Raw genomic sequence first — 25585 nt, forward strand, 5'->3', positions numbered from 1 at the left:
TCACCTATTCTTTGTTTTATCACACTGATGACCATTGTATTGCTTATTATTGTAAATTTAATGCTAACCTCATTGATAGTATTATCATACTATTTGTAACGCAACCACTTTCGGTTAGACAAAGGTCATATTCTAGAAAATAAAAAGCCTCGGGTAGTCCGAGGCTTTTAAGTTTAAACAACGATTAGAAAGAGTAACGTACACCTAATGCAAATGTGCGACTATATAGTGCACTATTTGAATTATGAGTGGTTGGATACTCATAATAACTTTGATACGTTTCTTGCGTTAAGTTAGTACCATCAAATGTCACCATCAGATCTTCTGTAACATCGTAGCTTACCTGAAAATCTAAACTCTGTTCTGGGCTACGGTAGATACCCAGTGGGTTAGCAAATTGTGCGGCCTCATAGCTATTTAAGAAATCATCACGCCATAAATAGGCCAAACGCATATCAAAGTCTTCACGTTCATAGATTAAAACCGTTGAGTAAGATGACTTAGAAACACCAAACATATCACGCGAATCTGTACCAACTAACTCACCTACATCGTTATACTTTGGTAAATCTTGTTTTGAATCAAGTAAAGTAGCACTGGCTTGAATACCTGCTCCCATTAACCAATCAGGCAAATTGTCAGGGAAATATACAAGGCCAAGTTCTAAGCCATCTAATGTACCATTTGACGAATTATTTGGTTGAGTAAGAATGTAATCCTCAGGTTCAGTCGCATCTGGGCCTTGATATTGAATGATACGGTTAGAGCCATAGACAAATCCTTCTATATCGCGCTTAAATAGTGTCCCATACAGCGAGCTTGCTTCAGCAAAATACCACTCTAATGTTAAATCATAGTTCTTCGATTCAACGGGTTTTATGCTTGGATTCCCGCCATTTGCAGTACCATAACCAATATCAGTTACATCTTCAGTGTAATATATAAACGAATTTAGCTGTGAAAATTCAGGACGACGAATGGTCTCAGTGTACGCAGCACGTGCAATCAAATCTTCCGCTAAATGGTAGCGTACAACAAAGCTAGGTAACCAAGCCGATGAACTATTATCTGCAAAACTAACATCGGTAGGGTTTTGATCAATATCGAAAAATGTCATATCAATCTTAGCATTTTCGTAACGAAGGCCAACTTGACCATCAATATCACGACCAAATAATGTGCTTGAAAAATTACCCTGAATATAAGCCGAATAAGCTTTTTCATCAACATCGAATGTTTTTTCTAACACTAAACTTTCTGACTCTATACCATATAGTTCGCGGAAATAGCCTCGATTCGCCTGAATGTAGTGGCCACTTGGAGCAACCCACGATGATGGCCAATTAGCTTTGCCATCAAAAAAGTCTTCATTAACAGCAGCTAATCCAGCATCAAGTGATGAAAAGGGTTGCCCAAGTGTCTCAACGAGGAACTTGGATTCACGTGATGCTTCTGAAGATCCTTTACTATCGTACTTAATACCGAAACCTATTTCATCGAAACCAAAACGGTCTACAAACAGTTCACCATCCAGCGTGAAGGTAAGTGAATCACCTTTGCGATTGCCACCATTGTCATACAGTTGAGCAACATTCCATTGCGAGGTATCGGTTAAATCAGCTTCATTCGCTGGGGTATCTGGATTATCAACATATTCTAATGCTGGGATACCATCTTTATCATTAAAATCAACATTTAAGCCATATGCTACCCGATCACTTCGCATTGCCAGGAATTCTGTTTCGTATTGGCTATCTTGATAATAAATTTCAGACGACAAATTAAAGTTATCATTGATAGTCCATTCACCACCTAATGCAAACACGTAGCTGTCGGTTTTACTTACATTCAAATCACCGCTATTAAAGCCGTATGGTGCATCAACATAACGTTCTTTAATAATGTTAGTACCGTCAAAGGTCGTCGGTGGATTTTGCGTATCAACATTGCCCCACCAATCTACGAAGGTAAAGCTTAGCGAATTGAATGACTCATTACGGTAGCCATTGTAAAAGGCTTCAAAGGTATATTGTGAATCACTGTTAGGGCGCCATTGCAATGAAAGATTGGCAGCTGGGCGTTCACGCTTACCAGTTAAGTCATTAGAAAAAACGGCATCGCGTGACAAGTAATATTCAGTTGGCACACCATTGATATTCAATGTCGAACCCGATTGATATGGTAGGCCGTTTTCAAGACCAGGTTCCCATATTGGGCTTTCACTTACATTACCATTGCTTGGGAAAATACGCTCAAACGGTGCAAATCCTGCTGCCGGGTTAAGGGTCATAAATGGCACCATTGCACCTGCAGCCATATTTTGGTCGCGGTAATTAGTCTCTGCGTATGAAAGGTTGATCAACGCACCAAACTCACCCATACCAGATTCCCAGCGATTACTCGCTAGTGCAGATAAAATTGGATCAACCTCTTCTGCTTGGTCTTGGTAAACACCGCGAGCAGAAACAACTACTTTTGAGCCATCGAAGTTGAATGGGCGCTGGGTTTTGATGTCAATTTGACCAGCAATACCACTACCTACTTGTGAAGCGGAACGCGTTTTGAATACATCAACACTTTCCAATAAAGCTGCCGGAATATCTGCAAGTGCTACATTACGACCAGAAGCTGTAAATACTTGTCGACCATTGACTGTTGTTGTCACGTCCGTTAAACCACGGATAGATACCGTGTTTACTTCACCAGCACCACGGTCAGTAACCTGTATACCGGTTACCCGTTGCAGCGCTTCAACAACGTTATTATCAGGAAATTTACCAATATCTTCGGCGACGATCGCATCGACAACCTGAAAAGATTGGCGCTTAATATTTAATCCTTTATTTAAGCTGCCACGAATACCCGATACCACAATAACTTCAATGTCGTCTTTTTCAGCATTGGCTGCTGTATTATCTTCTTGCTGTGCATATGCAAACTGGCATGAAACAGCCATGATTATTGCACTAGCTATGTGTGTTTTTTTGAACATGAGTGGTGTTCTCCATTTGTTTTTCCCCCAGAAGGCTAATTACCCTCTGCTCCCCCTTATGTACAAAGCTTGTTGTCAGAGCCTGTATTAAGGTTGTCTTTTATTATGTTAATTATTTGCTGCCTGACATTGATAATATTGTATGATTAATTAACAGTCAACTTATAACGCTAAATAAATGTTAATTGAAAAAATCGAAATACAGGCTTTAAAGTTGTGAAGAATAGAAAATAAAACAATAAATAACATATGCTTAGTTATTTTATTATGGAAAGGATTAAGAACTTAACTATATTTTTGCAACAATTAAATGAATTTATTTTATTTAACATGGCAAATAAAGATACTATATTACAATTAAACCAAGGCAACTTATTGCTCTGTACAACAAGTTCATTTTGATAATCATCATAAAACCCAGTTAAAAATTAACATTTTAGGTACTGCTAGGTAAGAGGTGCCGTTGGATAAAAAAAGTCCCAGACAGGCTGGGACTTTTTGGGCTTATACTTTTGGGCTTATATAAGTATTAGAAAGTGTAACGTGCACCAATTGCAAATGTACGAGAGTAGATACCGTTGCTAAAGTTAAATAGGTTATCGTTACCTTCACCATAATAGCTTTGATACACATCATCTAAGATATTTGTTGCATCAAATGTCACCACAAAATCATCCGTCACGTCATAACTAAATTGAAAGTCTAAGCTTTGCTCAGGACGGCTCCAAAATTGTAGCGGGTTCGCAAAAATAGCCGCTTCGTTACCGGTATAGAATTCAGAGCGCCATACATACGATAAACGCATATCAAACGAATCTCGCTCGTAAATACCAACAATACTGTATGACTGATCCGACACACCGGCCATGCTTGACTCAACATAACCACTAATAGTTCCATCATCATTATATTCTGGTAATTGTTGAGATGAATCTAGCGCAGTAAAACTTGCTTGTACACCAACTCCGTCAAGCATCTCCGGTAAATTATCTGGGAAATATACTAAACCAAGCTCTAAACCAGATAATTCACCTTCACTGGCATTCACAGGCGCACTTAATGCAAAGGGAATAACCTCTCCATCTGACGCTCTAGGTCGCATTACAATTTTACGCCCAGGGACAATCCGGCTATCTATGTCACGTAAAAAGTACGTTGCATATAAAGAGCTCGAATCTGCAAAATACCACTCAAGTGACACATCATAGTTTGTAGACTCCTCAGGTTGTAATTGCGGATTCCCCCCCACCCCAGTACCGTTTTTAGTCCCATCAGTTAATGGTTCAGTCCAGTATTGCAAGGCATTTAAATCTGTGAAATTAGGCATACGTAAGGTATTAGTATATGCAAAACGCCCTATCACATCATCGGTTATATTCCAGTTTAGAACTAAGCTTGGCAGTAATTTACTGACATCTGCGCTCGCAGAGCTTGACTCAAACACATTGGTATTTAGCCCTGTTTCAGCAGTAAAATCCATTTCTTGCTCATAGCTCACATAGCGAACACCAAACTCCCCGCTGATATTTTCAGTTAAGAAAAAGTTTGTTGTGGCATATAGCGCATACGAGTTTTCTTCGATATCAAAGGTCTTATATACATCTTCTGCTTCTAGATCATACACGCTGCGAACTGCACCAGCGTTATCTAGCATATAGCCACCATCTGCGGTGATAAAGCTATTAAATGTATCTGCACGGCCATCAAAGTAGTCATCAACTTGGAATACTATTCCAGATCCATCGCCTGCTGCACCAGCTGCACCAAGTTGTTGGATCAGGCTTTCAACACTTGTACTATTTCCGATCCCACCTTCATTTGTTCGAGTGAATTCTTCAGCGGTGCGTTTTTCGTAACGACCACCAAATTTAATTTTATCGAAAAAGTTACCACCTACTAGATACTCAGCATCAAAGGTAAATGTTGTTGAGTCGCCGCGATTCCCGCCTCCATTATCATAGGCTGTTCCCGCATTCCAGTTTTGTATTGCAGCCATATCGGCTTCATTTACAGCTGTATTAGGATCATCCCAAAATGCGATACCTGGAACACCATCATTGTCATTAAAATCAACATCTAAACCAGTTGCAACACGGTCAAAGCGCATTGCAAAAAAGTCTGTTTCATACTCACTTTCTTGATAAACGACCTCAGTGTTAATAGTTAAATAATCACTGGCTTGCCACTGTGCACCAAGTGCGTATAAATAGCTGTCTGTTTTACCATAAGAGAAATCGCCACTTTGGAAACCACCCACAGCAATTGCTTGCTTTTCTTTTACAACGTTAGTGCCATCAAATACAACAGGCGTTTCGATGAAGCCGTTACCGTTTTCGAACGTATTAGAGAACCACATGGCATTTTGCGATTCATTTTCATAACCGGTGTAAAAGCCTTCAGCGGTAATTTCTAGGGTATCAACCGGCGCCCATTGAAGTGAAATTGAAGCAGCAGGGCGTTTACGCAAACCAGTAAAAGACGTACCAAATATCGCATCACGGGCAATTAAATACTCGGTTGGTTCACCCTCAACATTCAATGTAGAGCCCGGAGCATAGGGTAAACCATTTTCTAGACCTATTTGCCAAACTTTATTACCTTGCGAATCATATTCAGGAATACGTGAATAGGGTGAATACATTGCTTGCGGTTTATTGGTAAAAAATGGAAACGCTGCACCCGCTGTTATCGTATCATCTCGATAATGGGTCTCAGAGTACGACACATTAAACAGTGCACCAAACTCACCCCCACCATCAAGTTCCCAGCGGTTGCTTAATAATGCGCTCACATTTGGGTCAACTTTATCAGGTTGATCGGAGTAAATACCACGTGCAGCTAAAACAACTTTTTTGCCGTCAAAGTTAAATGGGCGGTTTGTTTTAATATCAATTGAGCCGGCAATACCACGCTCTACCTGATCAGCTGAACGTGTTTTATAAACGGTAACACCCGATAATAAGCTTGCTGGGATATCTTGTAGCGCTACATCACGCCCTGCACCAGTAAAAATATCACGACCATTTACAGTGGTATGCACATCCGACAAACCACGAATAGATACTTGGCTCACTTCACCCGCACCACGGCCAGTAGTTTGCACCCCAGTTACCCGTTGCAATGCTTCTACTACGTTGTTATCGGGAAACTTACCAATATCTTCGGCAATGATAGCGTCAACGATTTGCACGCTAGCACGCTTTTCATCTAACGCTTTATTTAAACTGCCGCGAATACCTGTAACCTGAATAACCTCGATTTCATCAACGCTTTCTTCAGGAGTATTAATTGCTTCTTGTTGTGCATAGGCAAATTGACAAGTGAATGCCAACACTATCGCACTTGCTATGTGTGTTCTTTTAAACATTAGCGGTGTTCTCCAAGTTATAGTTATATCGGCGGGCTGAACTGTTCCATTTAGCTACCGAAGAGTGACCACTGCATTGTCCAGAGATGTTGTCAAAACAGTACACGGGGATCTACATATTATTTTGTTAATAGATTAGCGCCCGAACTTTAATCATATTGTATGACTAATCAGCGGTCAACTCTAAAATCCAAATTAAAACAATCCGTAAAGAATATATTAAAGTTCTCCCCCAATTAAACCTTACCGGTTTGCTTGCATACGTCCTAAAAATTAAAATAAACAATAAAATACAACAGTATAAACAATTAAAAAAGCGAAGCATCTACATAGTAGTAGGCTGCCGAGTTACAAAAAATAAGTAACCAGATATTTACCTTCGCAATTTTACTGCTAAGATAATAAAAAATACAATATTACAATAAAGAATTGTTTTTCACTGTATGTTTACTTTTTTGTACCAATTAAGCTCATTTTCGTACTCTATAATACAATTTGAGCCTGTGACCGTGAAGAGCGTATATTGAATTACAATCATTAATCACAAAGGACACCTAATGAACAATAAATTAACAGCCTTTGCACTGCCGTTACTGCTATCTAGCACTATGGCCGCTGCACAAAACCCATTATTTACCGATGTGTTTACTGCAGATCCTGCCGCATTGGTGCACAAAGATACGGTTTACCTGTATACCGGTCATGATGAAGCCCCCAATAACGATGTATTTTTTGAAATGCATGACTGGCTTGCCTTTTCATCAACAGATATGGTGAATTGGAAAAAGCACGGCCCAATTATGAAAGCCACTGACTTTAAATGGGCGAAAGGTGAAGCTTGGGCATCGCATATGATTGAACGAGACGGTACTTTCTACTTTTTTACTACCGTTCGCCATGATGATACTAAACCAGGTTTTGCAATTGGGGTTGCCACCTCAAAATCCCCAACTGGACCATTTAAAGATGCCATCGGCCATGCCCTGGTCACCGATGATATGACCAAACATACACCAAATGATTGGGATGATATTGATCCGGCTATCTATGTGGAAGAAAACGGCGATACCTACATGTTCTTTGGCAACTTAATGCCTAAATATGTGAAACTAAGTGATGACTTACTCAGTTTGGATGGTGAAATTAAAACTATCGATTTACCAAACTTTACTGAAGCATTGTGGGTACATAAGAAAGAAGAATACTATTACGTATCTTATGCGTGTGAATTCCCTGAAAAGATCTGTTATGCCATGAGTAAAAGTATCCATGGGCCTTGGCAGTACCAAGGTATCCTCAATGAGATTGCCGGTAACAGCGAAACCAATCACCAATCAATTATCGAATTTAAAGGTAAAAGTTACTTTATTTACCATACCGGTGCAGTACCACCAAAAGACGGCAAACCAAGTGGCGGACGCTTTCGTCGCTCTGTTGCGATTGAACCACTGCTCTACAATGATGATGGCACCTTGCAGCGTATCATCATGACCACTGAAGGATTGAGTAAAGGTAAATAACTCAGTCAATAAATGGGCTCTTATTGCAGAGCCCTCATTACTATGATTTATCTTCCCCTACCTGCATAGACACATCTAGTGTTCCCATTAAAACAGTGAAAAAGCAGCACAAATCATTGCTTGATAATAATTAAAACACCGCGGTAACCATTGTAAACAAAGCACTTTTAATTTACATATTAATTACTTTTGCAAAAGTATTTGCACATTTTAAATAGTACTATAAAATTACAATACTACGTAGTTGCTACTTTACGTTAAGTGTACAGCAATTTTATCGACAACATTAAATAACAAAAATCCCCGTTATAAGAGGACACACAAAAATGAAACTAACCAGATTAGCAATGGTGATCACCTGCGCTTTAGCTGTTACAGCATGCTCAGAAGAAGGCACTAAGCTTGAGTCATCACCAGCAGTTGCCCAGCCACAAAGTGCAAAACCAACCGTCAGTGATAGCGTTGAGTACAACGAAGAAGGTAATGTAGCGGTAACTTATGTTGGCGTACATGATCCTTCCGTAATTGAAACTGACGGTACTTATTACATTTTTGGTTCACATTTAGCGGCAGCAAAATCAACTGACTTATTAAATTGGGAAATGATTTCAAGTCTTTCCGCTAATGAAGCCGTGAATGAAAGCCCGCTTTTTGACTTTAATTACACTAGCGAAATCGCCGAAGGTATTGAATGGACTGATGGATTTACCGGTAATTGGGCTGCTGATGTGGTGAAAGCACCCAATGGTAAGTTTTGGTTTTACTATAACCATTGCGCCCAAGATAACCCTGACACACCAGACGTTGTTGATGAAGTATGCTGGAACCGCTCGTACTTAGGCCTTGCCGAAGCTGATTCTGTAGAAGGTCCATATAAAAACAAAGGTGTATTCTTACGCAGTGGCTATCGCAATGACGAAGAATTTGCGCAGTATCCCCTAGATAATGGCCAAACAACGTGGAATGGTGCGGTTGACCCGAATGCCATTGACCCTGCCGCCTTTTATGATAAAGACGGTCAATTATGGATGGTTTATGGTTCATATTCTGGCGGTATTTTTGTACTGGCAATGAATGAAGAAACCGGTATGCCTGAAGCAGGCCAAGGCTATGGTAAACACTTAGTGGGTGGTGACTTTAGAGCCATTGAAGGCGCATTTGCTATGTACAGCCCAGAAAGTGACTACTATTACTTGTTTTATTCAGTCGCGGGTTTTGATGTAAACGGTGGTTACAATATCCGTGTAGCACGTTCAAAAACACCAGATGGCCCATACTTAGATACTGCAGGCAACGATATTGCCACTGTAGGTGGTCTAGAAATTGGTGAAAAACTATTAGGTGGCTTTGAGTACACTCAAGAGCTAGGTGAAACGTCACCTGCTTGGGGCTATCAATCACCTGGTCATAACTCAGCGCATTACGATGCGGCAACGGGTCGTCATTTATTAGTAACCCATACTCGCTTTCCACAAACATCAACGCCTTTTCCGAACGCTTCCGAAGCGCACCAAGTTCGCGTGCATGAGATGTTTATCAATTCGTTAGGTTGGCCTGTCACCTCACCACAACGTTTTGTACCACTAGAGGGTGATAATTTAGTGGTTGCTGAGCAATTATACGGATACTACAAATTTATAAATCATGGTACTGATGTTAATACCAGTGCGGTGCGCTCAACTTACATAGCGTTAAATGCAGATCACTCAGTAACTGGTGATGATACGGGTATTTGGTATATGGTTGATGATTCAAACGTCAAACTTGAACTTGGATCTGGTACTTATTACGGTGTTGCTAAATGGCAATGGGATGATGGTAAGCAAGACTTAGTGGTCACCTTCTCTGCTGTATCACTCGAAAACGCCACGGTGTGGGGCAGTAAAATTGCCGAGATTGATGAAACCGCCAGTGTATTAGCAACCGTGAACGATGCGCTAAATATTAAGACTGAGCTGTCAATTGCTGATGAAGGTTATTCATTACCAACCAAAGGGAAAGCGGGTACGAACATTCGCTGGGAATCAAGTAATGAATATTACATTGATGCAAATGGCTCTGTATTTATTCCAACCCCTGATCGTGGCGATCAAGCAGTTACATTAACCGCTAATATGTCACTTAACGGTGAAACCATCACTAAGAGCTTTAATGTTAATGTTAAAGCGCGTCCTGTATTTAAAAATGCGATCGCACACTATAGCTTTGAAAACGGCTTAACTGATAATTTAAGCAACCTTGCTGATGCCGTCACCACAGATAATAACTTAGACAACACAGGTGTTGGCACTGCTGCCTATAGCGTGGGCCAAACAGGACAAGCATTTAACTTTGATGGCTCAATCGGTGTGCGTTTACCTGATGACATTATCAATTCTGACAGCTACACCGTTTCATTTTGGTCAAAGCCTGACGTTGTAACTGGTTACAGCCCAGCGTTTTTTGCAGCAGAAAATGCTGACCGTTGGATTAGCTATATTCCTGGCGGCGCCCCCCACTTCACGACTAATACACTACTATGGAGCCGTTACCTTGTTGAGCCTGAAGTAGAGCAGTGGAATCAAATCGAAATGACTCAAGGCGCTACGGCTGGACAGTGGAGTCATGTTACTATCACTTATGCTAACGGCACAATGAAGTACTACTCTAATGGAGCACTTGTTGGTTCAATGCCACGCCCTGACATGTTTAGTAGTGATACGGCCAAGTTTGCACTGGGTGTAAACTTTGGCTGGGATGCACCATTCCAAGGTCAAGTAGATGAATTTATTGTCTATGATTACGCACTCAACAGCTTAGATATTAATGGTGCAGCGATTAACAATCTAACTGATCCAACTAAGTTTGAAACCTTCATTACTGATGCACTTGATTTAGGTGATACAACGGCTATCCGTGAAAGCTTTGAATTACCCCGTGTTGGACCGTTTGTGTCAGGTATTAGCTGGACATCGAATAATGAAGAGTTCTTGAAACCTGTTAATGGCACTGCCGTTGTTAATCAGCCAAGCGCCAATGTTGGCGATCAAGTTGTTACTTTAACAGCAACAATTAACTATAAAGACTTTACAGATACTAAAACTTTTGAAGTTACCGTTAAATCACTTGCCCCTGCAGAATATAGCTTTGAAGGCGATTTAGCAGAGCTTAAAGATGCATACGCAAGTGCTAAACCAACTGGCGACCGTATTGATAACACCGGTGGTAACGCCACTTTTGTTGAAGGCATTAAAGGCCAAGCGTTATTCCTGCAAGGTTCAGGCGTGCGTTTACCAAATAATTTGATCACCACCAACGACTACTCGGTATCAATGTGGTTAAAACCTGAAACATTCTCAGATTACACCACCGCATTTTTTGCAGGGGCTAGTTCATCAACGTGGATCAGCTTAGTACCCTCAATGGTTGATTCAAATACTACACGTCTATGGGCAAATGGTGGCGGTGCATTCTTTGATAATGGTGATTTAGGCATGCGCATCCCTGCTAAAGAGTGGACTCATGTTGCCTTCACGGTTGATGGCAGCAACGGTGATACGCTGAAAATGTATGTAAACGGTGAACTTAAAATTGAAACTGGTGGCTTCCCTCGCGTATTTACTGTTGCAGGCGAAACCAATGAATTTGCGTTAGGTGTAAACTACTGGGATACACCGTATAACGGCGCGGTTGATGAGTTAAAAATATTTAACGGCGCAATCGATGCCGACGCAATCAAAGCACTCTACGATGCAGCGACTGCACAAGAGTAAACTATTTAGGGTGAGCTGCCTTGCCCGATAGTTTGTTGTCATGAAAAGCCAGACGAGAGTCTGGCTTTTTTTCAAATCAAAACTCTAGTCAATTATCTATTTTCAATATGACAAACATCGTATAAAGTGAATTTATAATACAATATTAACAGGAAAGGCTATCATGCAACGCTTTTTAATCGCATTAATATGCGTAATACCCTCGCTATGCTTTGCCAAAACTGCCAACTATAAAGTTATTGATCAAGGCGGCAGTGGCCCGTTTAGTGCCATTGCAGCCACTGAAACCTCATTAGATAACTATGTTGTTTATCGTCCGAAACAGTTAGTCGGTACTAAAGAGCTGCCAACAAAATTGCCTATTATTATTTTTGCTAATGGTGGCTGTATGGACACCTCATTTCCATTTGAGCGTATGTTATCTGACATTGCTTCACACGGTTACTTAGTAATTGCTCTGGGCAAAATGCAAAACAGCCTTGATGACAGACCCTTAAATAAAGCCAGTAACGACATGATCCCTCATGCTATTGATTGGATAACAGCACAATCTAATAACCCACTGAGTGAATTTTATCAACGCGCACACCTTGAAAAAATCGCCATTGCTGGCCAATCGTGTGGCGGTGCGCAACTGTTAGCTACTGCCGCAGATAAAAGAATCAGCAGCTATTTAATGTTTAATTCAGGTATTGGTGATATGACCATGGCAAGTGCCGATGTTGGCTCACTACAGAACTTACATGCACCCGTTATCTACCTAGTTGGTGGGCCAACCGATATTGCTACAGAAAATGCCAAGCTCGATTATCAGCGTATAAATCATGCGCCTATTGTGTTTGCTAATCATAAAACAGCCGGACACTCTGGTACGTTTGAACAGCCGTTTGGCGGGACGTTTTCAAAGCTCGCTATTAAATGGCTTGACTGGCAATTAAAAAATAAGCAAAGCAATGCAGCGTTATTTTTGCAAGGTGACACGGCTGGCTTTGTAAGCTGGGATATAAAAGCAAAACAATTTTAAAAGGAATGATTATGAACACAGCAATACTTAAACAGCTTTTATGGGCAGCACTATTTGCTACAACAATGGCCACTGCTCATGCAAACCCTTTAACACACGTTACTGTCGCTCAAGGCAAACTTGCAGGCACAGCACAACAAAACCTCGCGGTTTTTAAAGGCGTGCCGTTTGCTAAACCACCGATTGGTGAGTTACGCTGGAAAGCCCCGCAATCGGCTGAAAAGTGGCAAGGTGTGCTTAAAGCACAAGCATATGCACCCGCCCCAATTCAAGCTGGTGACCCAGTATCTGGGATCAGCGAAGATAGTTTATATTTGAATATTTGGACACCCGCACAATCCGATAATGAAAAGCTCCCTGTACTCGTTTGGATATATGGGGGTGGTTTTAGTTTTGGCAGTTCATCAGACCCCATTTTTGATGGTAGCGAACTGGCGAATAAAGGCGTGATAGTAGTGTCTATCGCCTATCGCGTTGGCCAACTCGGATTTTTAGCGCACCCAGAGCTTAACAAAGAAAATCCAGCTGGCGTATCGGGTAATTATGGTTTGCTCGACCAACTAGCGGCTTTAAAGTGGCTGAAACAAAATATTGCTGAGTTTGGTGGTGATGCTAATAATATCACCATTGCGGGTGAATCCGCTGGCGGCATTTCGGTTAGTATGCTTGCAGCCTCTCCCCTAAGTAAGGGGCTAATTAACAAGGTTATTTCGCAAAGCGGTGGCTCATTTGGCCCTACACGGGTACAAAACTACCCAGGTGAAAATATGTCAACCTTACAACAGGCGCAAACTGAGGGTGTCGATTATGTAAAACAGTTTGGCACAACCTCAATAGCAGAGCTGCGTAAAATGAGCGCAGAAACTTTTATCCCTAAAGGTTGGTCACTGCCTGGGGGTTGGCCGATTGTTGACGGCTACGTGATAAAAGGTGACCAATATAAGCTCTATCAACAAGGCAAATTTAATGACGTGCCTGCTTTAGTTGGCTATAACTCGGATGAAGGCGTCAGCTTTGTCTGGAACCCTGATGTAAATAACTTCGTAGAGGGCGTAAACAGCCGCTTTGGTCAATTTGCGCCGAGTCTGCTTGAAGCTTACCCGGTGGCAAAAAACAGCATCCCCCGCAGTGCCCGAAATCTAGTACGCGATGCGGCATTTGGTTGGCATACTTGGAGCTGGGCTAAGTTACAAACTGAACATGGCAAAGCCCCTGTTTATCTATATTACTTTGATCACCACCCTGAGCGTAAAACCGGTGCTAAAGACGAAGATCATGGCTCTGGCCACGGTCATGAAATTGCCTATATGTTTAACAATCTCAATAAATCAGATCCGAATGTAACGACAAACGACTTAACAATGTCAGATACAATGGCCACCTACTGGACTAACTTTGCTAAATACGGCAACCCAAATGACGATACACTGCCCAATTGGCCTGCCTTTAATAACAACAAACCAAGCACTATGTATTTTCAACAGCAACCTAAAGTCGGCCCAGTGCCCGACAAACAAGCGCTAGAAACGCTTGATGAGTACTTTAAATGGCGCCGCACACCAGCCGGTGAAAAATGGGCTAACCAAGTTCGCTAGTCTGCAGCTATCCAAATAAAAGCCAAATTAATATTTGGCTTTTATTTACATGTCTCCCCTTTAGTAACGCCTTATTCAGCCGATAAGTATGCTTAAATCACGTTATAAAGAGCCATGATGCAGATACATAAACCACTGGGACAGCCAATTGCGTCACCATCAGAGTCTACGGTAAAAAGTAACGATACTACTGGCTACCGCTTGTCAGAAAAAGAGCTGGATAAACTCTCAGGTAGAGAAGCTAAACAAGAAGCTGAAAAAGCAGCGAGCTCTGACATGCCTGAGCATATTGCAAAAATGATTGAACAGCTGGAAAAACTAAAACAGCAGCTTGAACTACAAAAAGAGCAACTACTTAAGTTGCAAGCGCTAGATAACCAGCAAGATGAAGCTGTTAAAGCACAAGTTAAAGCGCAAGCTAACATAGTGGCATCAATACAAACTCAAATGGTTTCGTTAGTGCAAACAATTAGTGACGCCATGAAAGAAGCCGGTGTGACCGACCCCGGCACACTTATCAGTGCCATGGTGTGATCAGCTGAAAACGCGATTAGTTATTACTATTGTAGTACTGCTCATATTCTATTATTAGCAATAGTGTTTTTTTAACTATACTCAAATAAGCGCAATATCAACAATTAGGCATAATTATGAGTTATAGAAACTGGCCTATCGCCAAACAGATTGGCGCACTCGCATTTTTGCTATCGCTTTGCGTTTTTAGCATTGTTGGTGTGTCTTCCTATATGGTCGCCAAAGCTATTTTTACCGATAAAAGTGAATTCGCCATTGAATCTGAAACCCATCAAATTGCCAACTTACTCGAGTTGCAATATAGCAGTTTACTTGCGATAGCATCAAGAAACGCCGATGTTTTTCAAACCATGTACCCAGCTGACTTTCAACTCTCAAGTGAAAAAGTAACTGTGGTTAATCAGCAAGTGCCGGTGTTATTACATAATAACCAAGCCGTGAATAATGACATGTCAGTCGTTGATCAGTATGCGGCACTCACACGAGGCAATGCTACTGTGTTCGTCAGAGATGGAGATGACTTTTTCCGTATTGCGACCTCGCTAAAGAAAGCTGACGGTCAGCGCGCCGTGGGCACTTACTTAGGTAAAAAGCACCCCGGTTATCAAACCTTAATGGCTGGTGACACTTATCAAGGCTACGCACAACTGTTTGGTAATGAGTATATGACTGTTTATAAACCAGTTATGGATAGCGCAAACAAAGTTATTGGTATTCTTTATATTGGTTTTAATATTAACGATTCAATGAGCTCATTAAGAGAGACTGTTAAAGCGTTAGTCATTGAAGAGACAGGTCATCTATCGATTTTTAATAATGCCAATAACACGGTTATTGTTGCTAAAAACGCTGAACCGAATGCAGCAGTTTCAAGTAATTTACTCGAAGGCCTAACGCCAGAACAACTACAACAAAACACTCCCTTTTACTATAGCAATGCGACTGGCAAACTAATGTTCTCCTACAGCGAACCAATTAAAGGCTGGAACTGGACCATACTCGCGAGAGTGAATGCGGATGAGTTGGATGATGAGAGTATTCAGCTAATGACGGTCAATGCCATAGCATCTGTTGTTGGTATTGCTATGATAACGGCATTACTGTCATGGGTACTCGTTAAAACCCTCACACCATTAAAGCAACTCACTAAAACGGTGGATAGACTGGGTAATGGCGACTTATCTGAGCAACTATCAAGCTCAAATGCACATAGTCACAATGAAGTTGATCAGATCACTGCTAGTGTCAGCGCCATGGCTGGTGAATTGCGCAAGCTTATTTTTGCTCTGCAATCATCCATAGTACAACTTGAATCCCAAGCAGTGAAAAGTCAAACCGAAGCGCAAACCAATGGTCAAGAAGCCCATGAAATGATGGCGCAAACAGCGCAAATAGCCACTGCAATTGAGCAAATGTCGTGCTCAATTAAAGATGTTGCAAACAACGCTACTGAAGGCGCTGCACGCACCGAGCAAGTAGACAAAGATGCGCAATCGGGCCGTTCGCAGCTAAATCAAGTCATCGAAGATTTAATGCAGCTTAGTGAGCAGCTTAATAATAGCCATCAAGCTGTTGAGCAAGTAAATTTGGCGAGCAATGAGATCAGTAAAGTCACTGAGGTTATCAATGCTATCGCTGAGCAAACTAATTTATTAGCCCTCAATGCAGCGATTGAAGCGGCGCGTGCTGGTGAACAAGGACGCGGGTTTGCCGTGGTCGCCGATGAAGTAAGAACTTTAGCCCAGCGTACACAAAAATCTATTGTAGAAATTAGTAACACCATAGAGCAATTACAGAATCAAGTCGGTACGGCAACACGGCAAATGCAACAAAGTCAGCAGTTGGGTATTAAATCCGCAGATGAAGGTAAACAAACCGGTGAACAACTTAACTTAATAACAGCAAGTATTGGTGACTTAACTCGCTCATCCAGTAATATTGCCGAAGCAACTGAGCAACAAAGTACCGTTGCTAATGAGATCACCCAAAACTTACACTTGATCAGTCAACTGGCAAAAGACGCAGAGTCAAGAACCGAAGGCAGCATTTACTCTGCTGACGAATTGATTCAATTAGCAGATAAAATAAAGCAGCAAATCAGCTTTTTTAAAGTTAAGTAAACGCGTAAATGGCGATTAGTCACCTAAGTTCATCACGAGTAGCCCTATACCACTTAGCAGCAATGCGAGGTGTGTTTTGTTGTTTGATCCGCGATGGAAACACCATTACTCTGCAAAGGTTCCTAAAAACCTGACTCCATAACCCACAGCGAATTAAATAATTTACTGTGGGTTATATGGCCCAAGCTAGGCCAGATAATTTAGCCCGCATTAGCTGATTACCGACATCACTAACCAAATAGTGTAACCAATATAAGCGAGTAATAGCGCTGCGCCTTCAACTCGGTTGATCCGTCCCTGCCGACGAAAACCATATGCCATAATTAATAAAGCAACCATCATTGCCATCATTACTAACCAATCACGAGACAGCACCTCGGGGGCAACTGACGTAATAGGCGAGATCAGGCCGGCAATACCCACAACAGCTAAAATATTAAACATATTTGAGCCAACTACATTACCAATTGCAATGTCATGCTCTCCTTTTCGCACCGCTATTATTGATGCCGCCAGTTCCGGTAATGAAGTACCCAAAGCAACAATAGTCAAACCAATAACTAAGTCACTCACGCCCAAACTTTGAGCTATATTTACTGAGCCCCACACCAATATTCGCGAACTAATAACCAATATAATAAGCCCAAATATAAGCCAGAAAATGGCTTTTCCTAACGTCATTTCGTGACTGTGTAATGCTTGCTCAGTATCAGTTTCTAATGAGTCACCTTTATTGCTCATTGCCGAATAAATACTCCAAGCAATTAAAATTAAAAAGCCTATCAGTAAGAGCACTGCATCAAAGCGTTCCAAAGCGCCATTCCACAGTAAAGCTCCAAAAAAAAGCCCGATAATCAACAACAAAGGGAGTTCTTTACGGACAATTTTAGAGTGCACAACAATAGGCGCAATTAGTGCTGTAACACCAAGGATCAGCCCTGTATTAACGATATTTGAACCCAGCGCATTGCCTAGTGCTAAATCAGGATTACCATCAACTGCCGCCATTGCCGACACCACCATTTCAGGTGCTGATGTACCAAACCCGACAATTACCATACCAATAAGCAGCGAAGGCATACCAGCATACTTAGCCGTAGCCGCCGCGCCATCAACAAATCTATCGGCGCTCCAGACTAACAATATAAAACCACCTAAAATAGCCAAGCTGGCGAGGATCATGATGATTCCTTAAGTAAAAAATAAATAATACTGGTTAGCTAGCACCAGCAATAAATCGCATTAAGCGACATAGTAAACAAGCATAACCGTTTTAACACTAAACCTTTATACGAGTTAATATTAACCAGTGATTATAATATCGCAAAGAGATTTGTGCTGATGCTAATGCGATAATTGGTGTGAAATAAGTAAACCTGAAAAATCTAGCCTCTGGACCACGCGAACAAACAGCAAACGCTGTCAGTAAATACAATGCAGATACAATTTAAGGGGCTTTTTTCTCTACTTATTCCTTGTCTGTCTGGTTGTCAAAGTTTATAGCATAAACAAAAAAGCCACTACCTAAGTTAAGTAGTGGCTTGGTGAGAGTCGAACATGTTTCTTGACTAGTTAACCTAAGCTCAGGTTAGTTAGGCTCACGGAGGTGGAAAATTTGGCACTTGTTACCTAAATCAGGTTGTTGCGCAAAATTAGTTTTATCTGCAAGGCCACAATCACTTAAGCCCAGAGCTTGCTTTGTATAGCGATTGATCAACATCACGCCGCCACCTGCAACAGGAGCAATGCGCCATTGTGCTGTTTTAGTTTCGCACGAAGCCATTTCAACATTAGCACCGGGTACTAAGGCATTGTTTGCCACCGCAGCGCAGTAATCGCTATCAAGGTCTTGTTTTAAAGCAACGTAACCTGTGTCTGTTGGTGCAAAGAACCATTGCTGGGCGTCGCTGTGAGTAAACGCTTGTTGCTCAACATTAGTGCCCGCTTTAACAGCCCCTGCTACACTCAACGCTTTACCACTTTGTTGGCTCATTACCGCGACACTGCCTACAGGCTGTAATTGCCAATCACCACATGCAGTATCTTTACCTTGTTGTAAAACCGCTTGATTTTGTGCAGCTGAACACCCTGCCACAGCTAATGGTTTTTCAGTGTAGCGGTTAGTGATAGTGACATTACCATCGGTACTTGGCGCTACTTGCCATTGCTGGCAGTAGTTATTACGCCATGCTGCAGATTTCGTTTTCGCATTATCTGCATCACTACAATTAGCCAACTCTAAAAACTTACTATCTTCACGGTTTGCTAAACGGACAAAGCCATCTGTAGTGGCATCAATAACCCATTGACCATTGGTTGCAGCACATTGACGTTGCACGGCACGCGCATCTTGAGGGTCAGCGGCAATGTCTAAACATAAACCGCTAGTTGCATTTACTAGGTTATAACGCTGACCTTGTACACGGGTAACCAGTGGTCCGTATTCGCCTGACGGCGGAGCCACTTCAACACCTGGTGTTACAGGTTTTGCAAAGTTTGGCGTGCCATCATCATGCCAAGTAAATTTTTGCGCACGTAAAGAACGTGTGGCACTACAACCATGCTCTACTGAGTCATTACCGTGATAGACCAGCCAGTCTTCGCTGCCATCGGGAGATGTGAAAAAGCCATTGTGACCTGGGCCAAATACTTCAGCTGTGCGTTCAAACACAGGTTGATCAAATTTCTTCCAGCTGTTTGCATCAAGCGGATCATCACCCACGAGCTCTAACATCCCTAACTTATAATCTGGCGTGTTACAAAAGCTTGCTGAGTAAGTCATAAAAGTACGCCCGTTATGCTGTAGAATTTCAGCACCTTCGGTTACCTTACGTCCGCTGATCTCCCAATCAAGTTCAGGACGTGTGATCACGGTATGTGGCGTGCCTTTTTTCAGCGTCCATGGGTTTTCCATTTCAGCAATAATGTTTAACTGTTGGTCACCCTGCCACTGTGAGTAAATCACATAGAGTTTATCTTTATAACTTAAATAGTTACCATCGATATTCCATACATCAGGCATGAGTGCGCCTTTGTATTCATACGGGCCCATTGGGTCGTCACCCGCACTTTCTAATACATTAAGGTGCTGATTATCTAAGGTGCCATCAGTCCCAGCGGTGTACATCATGTACCAACGGTAGCCATCAGGGCCTTTAACACGGTGAAATTCAAACGCCCAAAAGTTACAACAACGCGCAGGATCAGTCGCTGACCAAACATTAACCGGCGTTGCATCAGCAAGACCAGCTAACGTCGGTGATTTACGCATCACCAATTCAGATGTCCATGTTGTAGTAGTCAGGTAATAGTTACCATCCCAGTACTCAAGCCATGGATCGGCACCATTAGGAAATAATGGATTAGTGAATACACCATCATCTTGCGTGGGTGCTTTTGCGCTCGTAATTGGCGCCTTATCTGCTGTTTTTTGTGTGTCTGCGCTAGTTGTAGATTCACAACCACTAAGCGAGCTTAAAGACAAAGCGAATAAGCCTAGCAGGCCTGTTGCTTTAGCGGTACGCTTTAGCTTAGTGCGCAACTGATGTTGTACATTCATTGTTGGTATCACCCTTAATTTTTATTATCCACTCATATTGAGCGGCGGTTTGAATTGAAAGCTTTGCTTTATTTTTAGATTGCTGCTGTCCGGATGCAGTTAGGGCAGTATAAAAACTGCCCCACACGCGTATTGAGCGTGGTTATTTAGTACCAAACTCATACACGATACGTGTTGAGTAAACATCACCTGGCAACAGTGTTGTGGTTGGGAATGTTGGCTGATTCGGTGCATCAGGAAAGTGCTGTGGCTCTAGGCAAAAACCACTGCGAAAATTATGGACTAAACCAGAAGCTTGCTTGCTGCTACCATCTAAAAAGTTACCTGAATAAAACTGTACTGCTGGCTCTTCGGTATACACAGTCAAAGTGCGGCCCGAACTTGGCTCATACACGTTAGCGGCTTCAATCAAATCATGATTAGGTTTGTTTTTAAGTACAAAGTTATGATCGTAACCTTTGCCAAGCTGCAACTGTTCATCATCGATATTAATGTCTTTGCCAATTGCTTTTGGATTTCTAAAATCAAACGGCGTACCCGCCACTTGCATCAACTCACCCGTTGGGATCAAACCGCCATCAACAGGGGTAATTGCATTTGAGTTAATTTGCATTTGGTGATCAAGAATATCGCCCTTACCGGCTAAGTTGAAATAGCTATGCTGGGTCATATTGATGATGGTTGGTTTATTGGTTTTTGCCACAAATTGCATATCTAGGGTATTTTTATTGGTCAGCGTATAAGTAACTTGTGTTGTAAGCTCGCCAGGGTAACCTTGGTCGCCATCGGGGCTTATTAGGCTAAGTGTGACACCGGCACTGTTTTCTGTACTAAATGGCACCATGGTCCAGACTTTTTTATCAAAGCCTTGTACACCACCGTGTAAATGGTTATCACCGTCATTGGTTGCTAGCTGGTAGTCAGTACCGTTTAGGCTAAATTTACCATTGGCAATCCGGTTACCAAAGCGGCCAATGATCGCGCCAAAGTAAGTGGTTGCATTGGTATAATCTTCTAAGTTATCCAAACCTAATACAATGTTACCCATGTTGCCATTGCTGTCTGGCGTTTCGATACGGGTAATAATGCCGCCATAATTGATCACATCAACACTCACGCCATTGCTATTGGTGAGCGTCACTTGGTTGATCGGAGTTTGGTCTGCCAGCTTGCCATAAGCGTGCAGTAATGCAGAAGGTGAATTGGTCATATTGTCTCCTTGGTGAGCACACGCGGGGGTTAAGGCAATCCCAAAGGACACTGCCACTGCAAAGATACCGCGAGAGAATTTTTTAATCGATACTGACGACTGATGAACCGCTGTTAGGCGCTGAGTTACACATTGCAATGACATACCAATAACCTTTTTATAATTGTATTTATACTTTTATAATACAATATAGTGGTCAATTGCAAATTTATTCGCCTAAGTTTTTAGTTGTATTTTGCCATCTTTAACTAAAATGCAGTCCATACCACCAGCCTGAGCTGCTTGATAGCCTATTTGCGTATCTTCAAACACCACACAATTTTGTGGTTGTATGCCGATTTGTTTAGCAACGCTTAAAAATGTTTCTGGGTGTGGTTTACCGTGGCGCACATCGCTGGCAGTGACCAATGCATCAATTTTATCAATTAACCCAGTTTGAGTTAGATGGTCAATGGCATGCGCACGGTCCGCGCCAGTACCCACCCCAATAGGCATTTTGCCATGGTAATAGTTTAATATATCGACTGTCTCAGTAATGATTTTTGGTTGCTGGTTTAAGCCTAACCAAAATTGCTGTTTTTGCTGTGCAATTTCATCCGCGTTATGACTAAGGCCATATTTTTCATTAAGAATATCAACAGTAGCAAGCGTTGGCACGCCACCTAAACTGTACATATAATCGTAGTCAAACGGATAACCAAATGCATGACAGGTCAGCTCCCATGCTTGCAAATGCCCACCCATCGAGTCGATAAGCGTGCCATCCATATCAAAAATAATGCCTTGGTATTTTGTGAGATCGAGCATCTGTACTCCAAAGTCTGAGAAAACAAAAGCCAACTTTACTATAAAGTTGGCTTATTTAGTTAACTTAGATCACGACTGTATAGCTGATTATAAGCCGCGCTTTAACATGTAATACGCTGCATTATGACGTAGTTCTGTTTTGAAACCACGGATGTTGGTATCAGCATCGATAATCATGGTTTCAACACCTGCCATTTCAGCAAAATCAACAATCATATCGGTTGTAACCGCTTGGCTGTATGCAGTGTGGTGTGCACCACCGGCATGGATCCACGCAGCAGACGCTACTGATAGGTTAGGTTTTGGTTCCCACAATGCTGACGCCACTGGTAAGTGTGGTAATTCAGCAGGTGGTGTTACCGTGTCTACTTCGTTAATTAAGATACGGAAACGGTTACCCATATCAATTGGTGAAACGTTAATTGCCGCACCGGCTTTAGCAGTAAACAATAAACGGCCCACATCACATTTCACACCAATGGTGTGCGTATGAACTTCAAGGCGTGGTTTTTGCGCAGCAATTGATGGACATACTTCTAACATGTGAGCACCCAATACTTGGTCGGTATCACCCATGTTATAAGTGTAGTCTTCCATAAATGAACAACCGCCTTCACGGCCTTCACCCATTACTTTCATGATGCGTACCATAGCGGCTGTTTTCCAGTCACCTTCGCCACCATAGCCATAGCCTTTCGCCATTAAGCGCTGCGTTGCAAGTCCTGGTAAACCAGAAAGTCCTGATAAATCTTCAAAACAGTTAGTGAATGCTTTAAAGCCACCTTTTTCTAAAAAGCGCTCCATACCAAGCTCTAAACGTGCTTCGTTGCGTAGCATCGAGACTTTGTAGTCATCTTGTAGCGTTTCATCACTTACCACATAATCAGTTTTGTATACTTCAAGCTGCGCATCTACTTCGGCATCAGTGACGGTATCAACAACTTTAACTAGCTCCGCAACGCCAAAGGCATGTACTTCATAACCAAAGGTGATTTGTGCAGAAACCTTGTTACCTTCAGTAACCGCAACTTGACGCATGTTATCGCCAAAACGTGCCACTTTAAGTGTTTGGCTTTCAGCCCAACCTTTAGCAGCGCGACACCAATCATCAATTTGCTTTTGCACGTCAGCACGTTGCCAGTGACCTGCCACTACTTTACGCTCTTTGCGCATAACAGTACCAATAAAACCAAACTCACGGTCACCGTGGGCACTTTGGTGGGTATTCATGTAGTTCATATCAATTTCAGACCACGGTAACGCGGCATTAAATTGTGTATGAAGGTGTAACCATGGCTTACGTAACTCGTTTAAACCAGCAATCCACATTTTCGCTGGTGAGAACGTATGCATCCACAATACGAGGCCCACACAGTTAGGGTCTGTGTTTGCGGCTTGGCACACGGCATGAATTTCTTCAGGCGTTTTCACCGTTGGTTTACACACTAGATTAACCGGTAAATTAGCTTCGCTATTTAAACCAGCAACAATTGCAGCGCTATTATCTGCAACGGTATTTAACACTTTTGGGCCATATAAATGTTGTGACCCAGTTACAAACCAAACTTCTTTCATTGATGACGGCATATATAAATTCCTCTTGTACTTGTTAGCCACGGTTACTTTGGCCGTAGTAGGCATCTTTACCGTGTTTTCTTAAATAATGTTTATCCATCACAGACTTCTTAAGCGCACCGGCATTTTGATCAAGCGTGCGAGTTAAATAAGCCATGCGAGCAATTTCTTCTAGTAACGCTGCGTGATACACAGACTGCGCAGCATCTTTGCCCCACGTAAACGGTGCATGTCCTGCCACAATTACCATAGGTGCTGCTTTTGGGTCGCGATCTTTATACGCATCGGTAATTTGAATACCGGTCTCAAGCTCATAGTCACCATTTACTTGCGCATCGGTAAGCTCACGTGTGCAGGTAATGTCACCGTGAACATAATCAGCATGAGTGGTACCAAAACACGGAATACTCTGCTTTGCTTGTGCCCATGCCGTGGCATAAGTTGAATGGGTATGGGTAACGCCACCAATTTCATTAAAATGACGATACAGATGAATATGGGTTTTGGTGTCTGAAGACGGACGCATGCTGCCCTCAACAATGTTGTTCTGTAAATCAACAATCACCATGTCTTCTGCTTTCATTTGGTCATACGACACACCACTTGGTTTAATGGCAATCACGCCTTTATCACGGTCGATTTGCGATACATTACCAAAGGTATATATCACCAAACCACGACGTTGTAGTTCCATATTGGCTTCGAATACTTCGCGCTTTAATTCTGTATAGCTCATGCTTTTGCTCCATCAACATACTGTGCTAGCGCTTGGTAGTTAGCGTATAGCTCGTTATAGACAGCAACCCGCTCTGGGTTTGGTAGGTATTGATGACATACAGCAGACGCCATCACTTGCTGGGCATCAGCAACCGTCGCATATTCACCGGCAGCCACTGCAGCCATAATGGCAGCGCCAAGTGCACAGCTTTGCTCACTTTCTAGTACGTCAATTGGGCAGTTCCATACATCTGCACAGGTCTGCATTACGTAATCTGATTTTTTCGAAATACCGCCAATCACCACCACTGATTCAATTGGCACGCCTTCACTTTGAAAACGCTCAGTAATAGCGCGAGCGCCAAAGGCCGTCGCCTCAACTAATGCTTTAAAGAACTGCGGCGCATCAGTGCCCATTTTCATGCCCGTCATGGCCATTGCTACGCTTTGATCTGCATCAGGTGTGCGACGACCGTTGACCCAGTCAAGTGCCGTTACATCGGTATTTTTAACCGGTAGTGCACTGGCAGCTTTAGATAGTTCAACTAAAATCGAGTCTTCAATTTTGTTGATCAAGCTTTGTTCAACATCGTTTAAATTTGTTAACTGGCGAGTTGGCCACAGCATCAGGTTTTTAAACCATGCGTATAAATCGCCAAACGCAGATTGCCCCGCTTCAAGGCCAATCATGCCTGGAATAACCGAACCATCCACTTGGCCACAAATGCCTTTTACACACGTATCGCCAAGTTGTTGTTTTGAAGTAACAGTAATATCACAGGTAGAAGTACCCATTACTTTAGTCAGTACACC

At 42.2% G+C, this 25585-nt stretch carries 15 protein-coding genes; 6 read left to right on the forward strand and 9 right to left on the reverse strand.

All coding sequences use genetic code 11. The annotated features are described in order from the left end of the window. Positions 1-184 precede the first annotated feature (184 nt). Together ENH88_RS21165 and ENH88_RS21170 are read right to left on the reverse strand one after the other, a co-directional pair. The gene (locus ENH88_RS21165; RefSeq protein ID WP_304185366.1) at positions 185-2992 is read right to left on the reverse strand and encodes a TonB-dependent receptor; all 2808 of its coding nucleotides are present in this window, start codon (positions 2990-2992) and stop codon (positions 185-187) included. Positions 2993-3521: 529 nt separating this feature from the next. Beyond that, complete coding sequence (locus tag ENH88_RS21170) at positions 3522-6359, reverse strand: TonB-dependent receptor (protein ID WP_145234150.1); 2838 nt, start codon at positions 6357-6359, stop codon at positions 3522-3524. 557 nt (positions 6360-6916) lie between these two features. Between ENH88_RS21170 and ENH88_RS21175 the strand changes: the two genes are divergently transcribed. The 6 genes from ENH88_RS21175 (at position 6917) to ENH88_RS21200 (ending at position 16904) form a co-directional block, all read left to right on the forward strand. After that, the gene (locus tag ENH88_RS21175) at positions 6917-7879 is read left to right on the forward strand and encodes a glycoside hydrolase family 43 protein (RefSeq protein ID WP_304185369.1); all 963 of its coding nucleotides are present in this window, start codon (positions 6917-6919) and stop codon (positions 7877-7879) included. Positions 7880-8205: 326 nt separating this feature from the next. Then, complete coding sequence (locus ENH88_RS21180) at positions 8206-11631, forward strand: LamG-like jellyroll fold domain-containing protein (protein WP_304185371.1); 3426 nt, start codon at positions 8206-8208, stop codon at positions 11629-11631. A 163-nt stretch (positions 11632-11794) separates the two neighbouring features. Further along, positions 11795-12655 carry a chlorophyllase/cutinase-like alpha/beta fold protein gene (locus ENH88_RS21185; RefSeq protein ID WP_304185373.1) on the forward strand — a complete coding sequence of 287 codons (861 nt, stop codon included), beginning with the start codon at positions 11795-11797 and terminating at the stop codon, positions 12653-12655. A gap of 11 nt (positions 12656-12666) precedes the next feature. Then, complete coding sequence (locus tag ENH88_RS21190; protein WP_304185374.1) at positions 12667-14250, forward strand: carboxylesterase/lipase family protein; 1584 nt, start codon at positions 12667-12669, stop codon at positions 14248-14250. Between the two features lie 114 nt (positions 14251-14364). After that, a complete protein-coding gene (locus ENH88_RS21195; protein ID WP_304185377.1) occupies positions 14365-14784 on the forward strand; it encodes a hypothetical protein in 420 nt (139 codons plus the stop codon). A 116-nt stretch (positions 14785-14900) separates the two neighbouring features. Beyond that, positions 14901-16904 carry a methyl-accepting chemotaxis protein gene (locus tag ENH88_RS21200; protein ID WP_304185380.1) on the forward strand — a complete coding sequence of 668 codons (2004 nt, stop codon included), beginning with the start codon at positions 14901-14903 and terminating at the stop codon, positions 16902-16904. Positions 16905-17114: 210 nt separating this feature from the next. Here ENH88_RS21200 and ENH88_RS21205 read toward each other — a convergent pair whose 3' ends face one another. The 7 genes from ENH88_RS21205 to ENH88_RS21235 form a co-directional block, all read right to left on the reverse strand. Beyond that, on the reverse strand, positions 17115-18086 hold the full coding sequence (locus ENH88_RS21205; RefSeq protein ID WP_304185382.1) for a calcium/sodium antiporter: 972 nt from the start codon (positions 18084-18086) through the stop codon (positions 17115-17117). A gap of 406 nt (positions 18087-18492) precedes the next feature. Continuing rightward, entirely contained in the window at positions 18493-20463 is a 1971-nt protein-coding gene (locus tag ENH88_RS21210; protein ID WP_304185383.1) for a family 43 glycosylhydrolase, read from the reverse strand. A gap of 142 nt (positions 20464-20605) precedes the next feature. Continuing rightward, complete coding sequence (locus ENH88_RS21215; protein ID WP_304185384.1) at positions 20606-21817, reverse strand: aldose epimerase family protein; 1212 nt, start codon at positions 21815-21817, stop codon at positions 20606-20608. Between the two features lie 72 nt (positions 21818-21889). After that, positions 21890-22480, reverse strand: a complete 591-nt coding sequence (locus tag ENH88_RS21220) for a beta-phosphoglucomutase family hydrolase (protein ID WP_304185385.1) — start codon at positions 22478-22480, stop codon at positions 21890-21892. A gap of 87 nt (positions 22481-22567) precedes the next feature. Then, positions 22568-24067: an L-arabinose isomerase gene (gene araA, locus ENH88_RS21225; RefSeq protein ID WP_304185388.1), complete on the reverse strand. Its 1500-nt coding sequence runs from the start codon at positions 24065-24067 to the stop codon at positions 22568-22570. A gap of 22 nt (positions 24068-24089) precedes the next feature. Then, complete coding sequence (locus ENH88_RS21230; RefSeq protein ID WP_304185390.1) at positions 24090-24791, reverse strand: L-ribulose-5-phosphate 4-epimerase; 702 nt, start codon at positions 24789-24791, stop codon at positions 24090-24092. Further along, positions 24788-25585: FGGY-family carbohydrate kinase (locus ENH88_RS21235; protein ID WP_304185391.1), on the reverse strand; the 798-nt coding region annotated here is incomplete at its 5' end. The genes ENH88_RS21230 and ENH88_RS21235, both read right to left, overlap by 4 nt.

The sequence above is a fragment of the Pseudoalteromonas prydzensis genome, assembly GCF_011050055.1.
GTDB classification, from domain to species: domain Bacteria; phylum Pseudomonadota; class Gammaproteobacteria; order Enterobacterales; family Alteromonadaceae; genus Pseudoalteromonas; species Pseudoalteromonas prydzensis_A.

Excerpts from the sequence above, each read along its gene's own strand:
- ENH88_RS21165 (WP_304185366.1), bottom strand. The coding sequence starts at position 2,992 with ATGTTCAAAAAAACACACATAGCTAGTGCAATAATCATGGCTGTTTCA.
- ENH88_RS21170 (WP_145234150.1), bottom strand. The coding sequence starts at position 6,359 with ATGTTTAAAAGAACACACATAGCAAGTGCGATAGTGTTGGCATTCACT.
- ENH88_RS21175 (WP_304185369.1), top strand. The coding sequence starts at position 6,917 with ATGAACAATAAATTAACAGCCTTTGCACTGCCGTTACTGCTATCTAGC.
- ENH88_RS21180 (WP_304185371.1), top strand. The coding sequence starts at position 8,206 with ATGAAACTAACCAGATTAGCAATGGTGATCACCTGCGCTTTAGCTGTT.
- ENH88_RS21185 (WP_304185373.1), top strand. The coding sequence starts at position 11,795 with ATGCAACGCTTTTTAATCGCATTAATATGCGTAATACCCTCGCTATGC.
- ENH88_RS21190 (WP_304185374.1), top strand. The coding sequence starts at position 12,667 with ATGAACACAGCAATACTTAAACAGCTTTTATGGGCAGCACTATTTGCT.
- ENH88_RS21195 (WP_304185377.1), top strand. The coding sequence starts at position 14,365 with ATGATGCAGATACATAAACCACTGGGACAGCCAATTGCGTCACCATCA.
- ENH88_RS21200 (WP_304185380.1), top strand. The coding sequence starts at position 14,901 with ATGAGTTATAGAAACTGGCCTATCGCCAAACAGATTGGCGCACTCGCA.
- ENH88_RS21205 (WP_304185382.1), bottom strand. The coding sequence starts at position 18,086 with ATGATCCTCGCCAGCTTGGCTATTTTAGGTGGTTTTATATTGTTAGTC.
- ENH88_RS21210 (WP_304185383.1), bottom strand. The coding sequence starts at position 20,463 with ATGAATGTACAACATCAGTTGCGCACTAAGCTAAAGCGTACCGCTAAA.
- ENH88_RS21215 (WP_304185384.1), bottom strand. The coding sequence starts at position 21,817 with ATGTCATTGCAATGTGTAACTCAGCGCCTAACAGCGGTTCATCAGTCG.
- ENH88_RS21220 (WP_304185385.1), bottom strand. The coding sequence starts at position 22,480 with ATGCTCGATCTCACAAAATACCAAGGCATTATTTTTGATATGGATGGC.
- araA (WP_304185388.1), bottom strand. The coding sequence starts at position 24,067 with ATGCCGTCATCAATGAAAGAAGTTTGGTTTGTAACTGGGTCACAACAT.
- ENH88_RS21230 (WP_304185390.1), bottom strand. The coding sequence starts at position 24,791 with ATGAGCTATACAGAATTAAAGCGCGAAGTATTCGAAGCCAATATGGAA.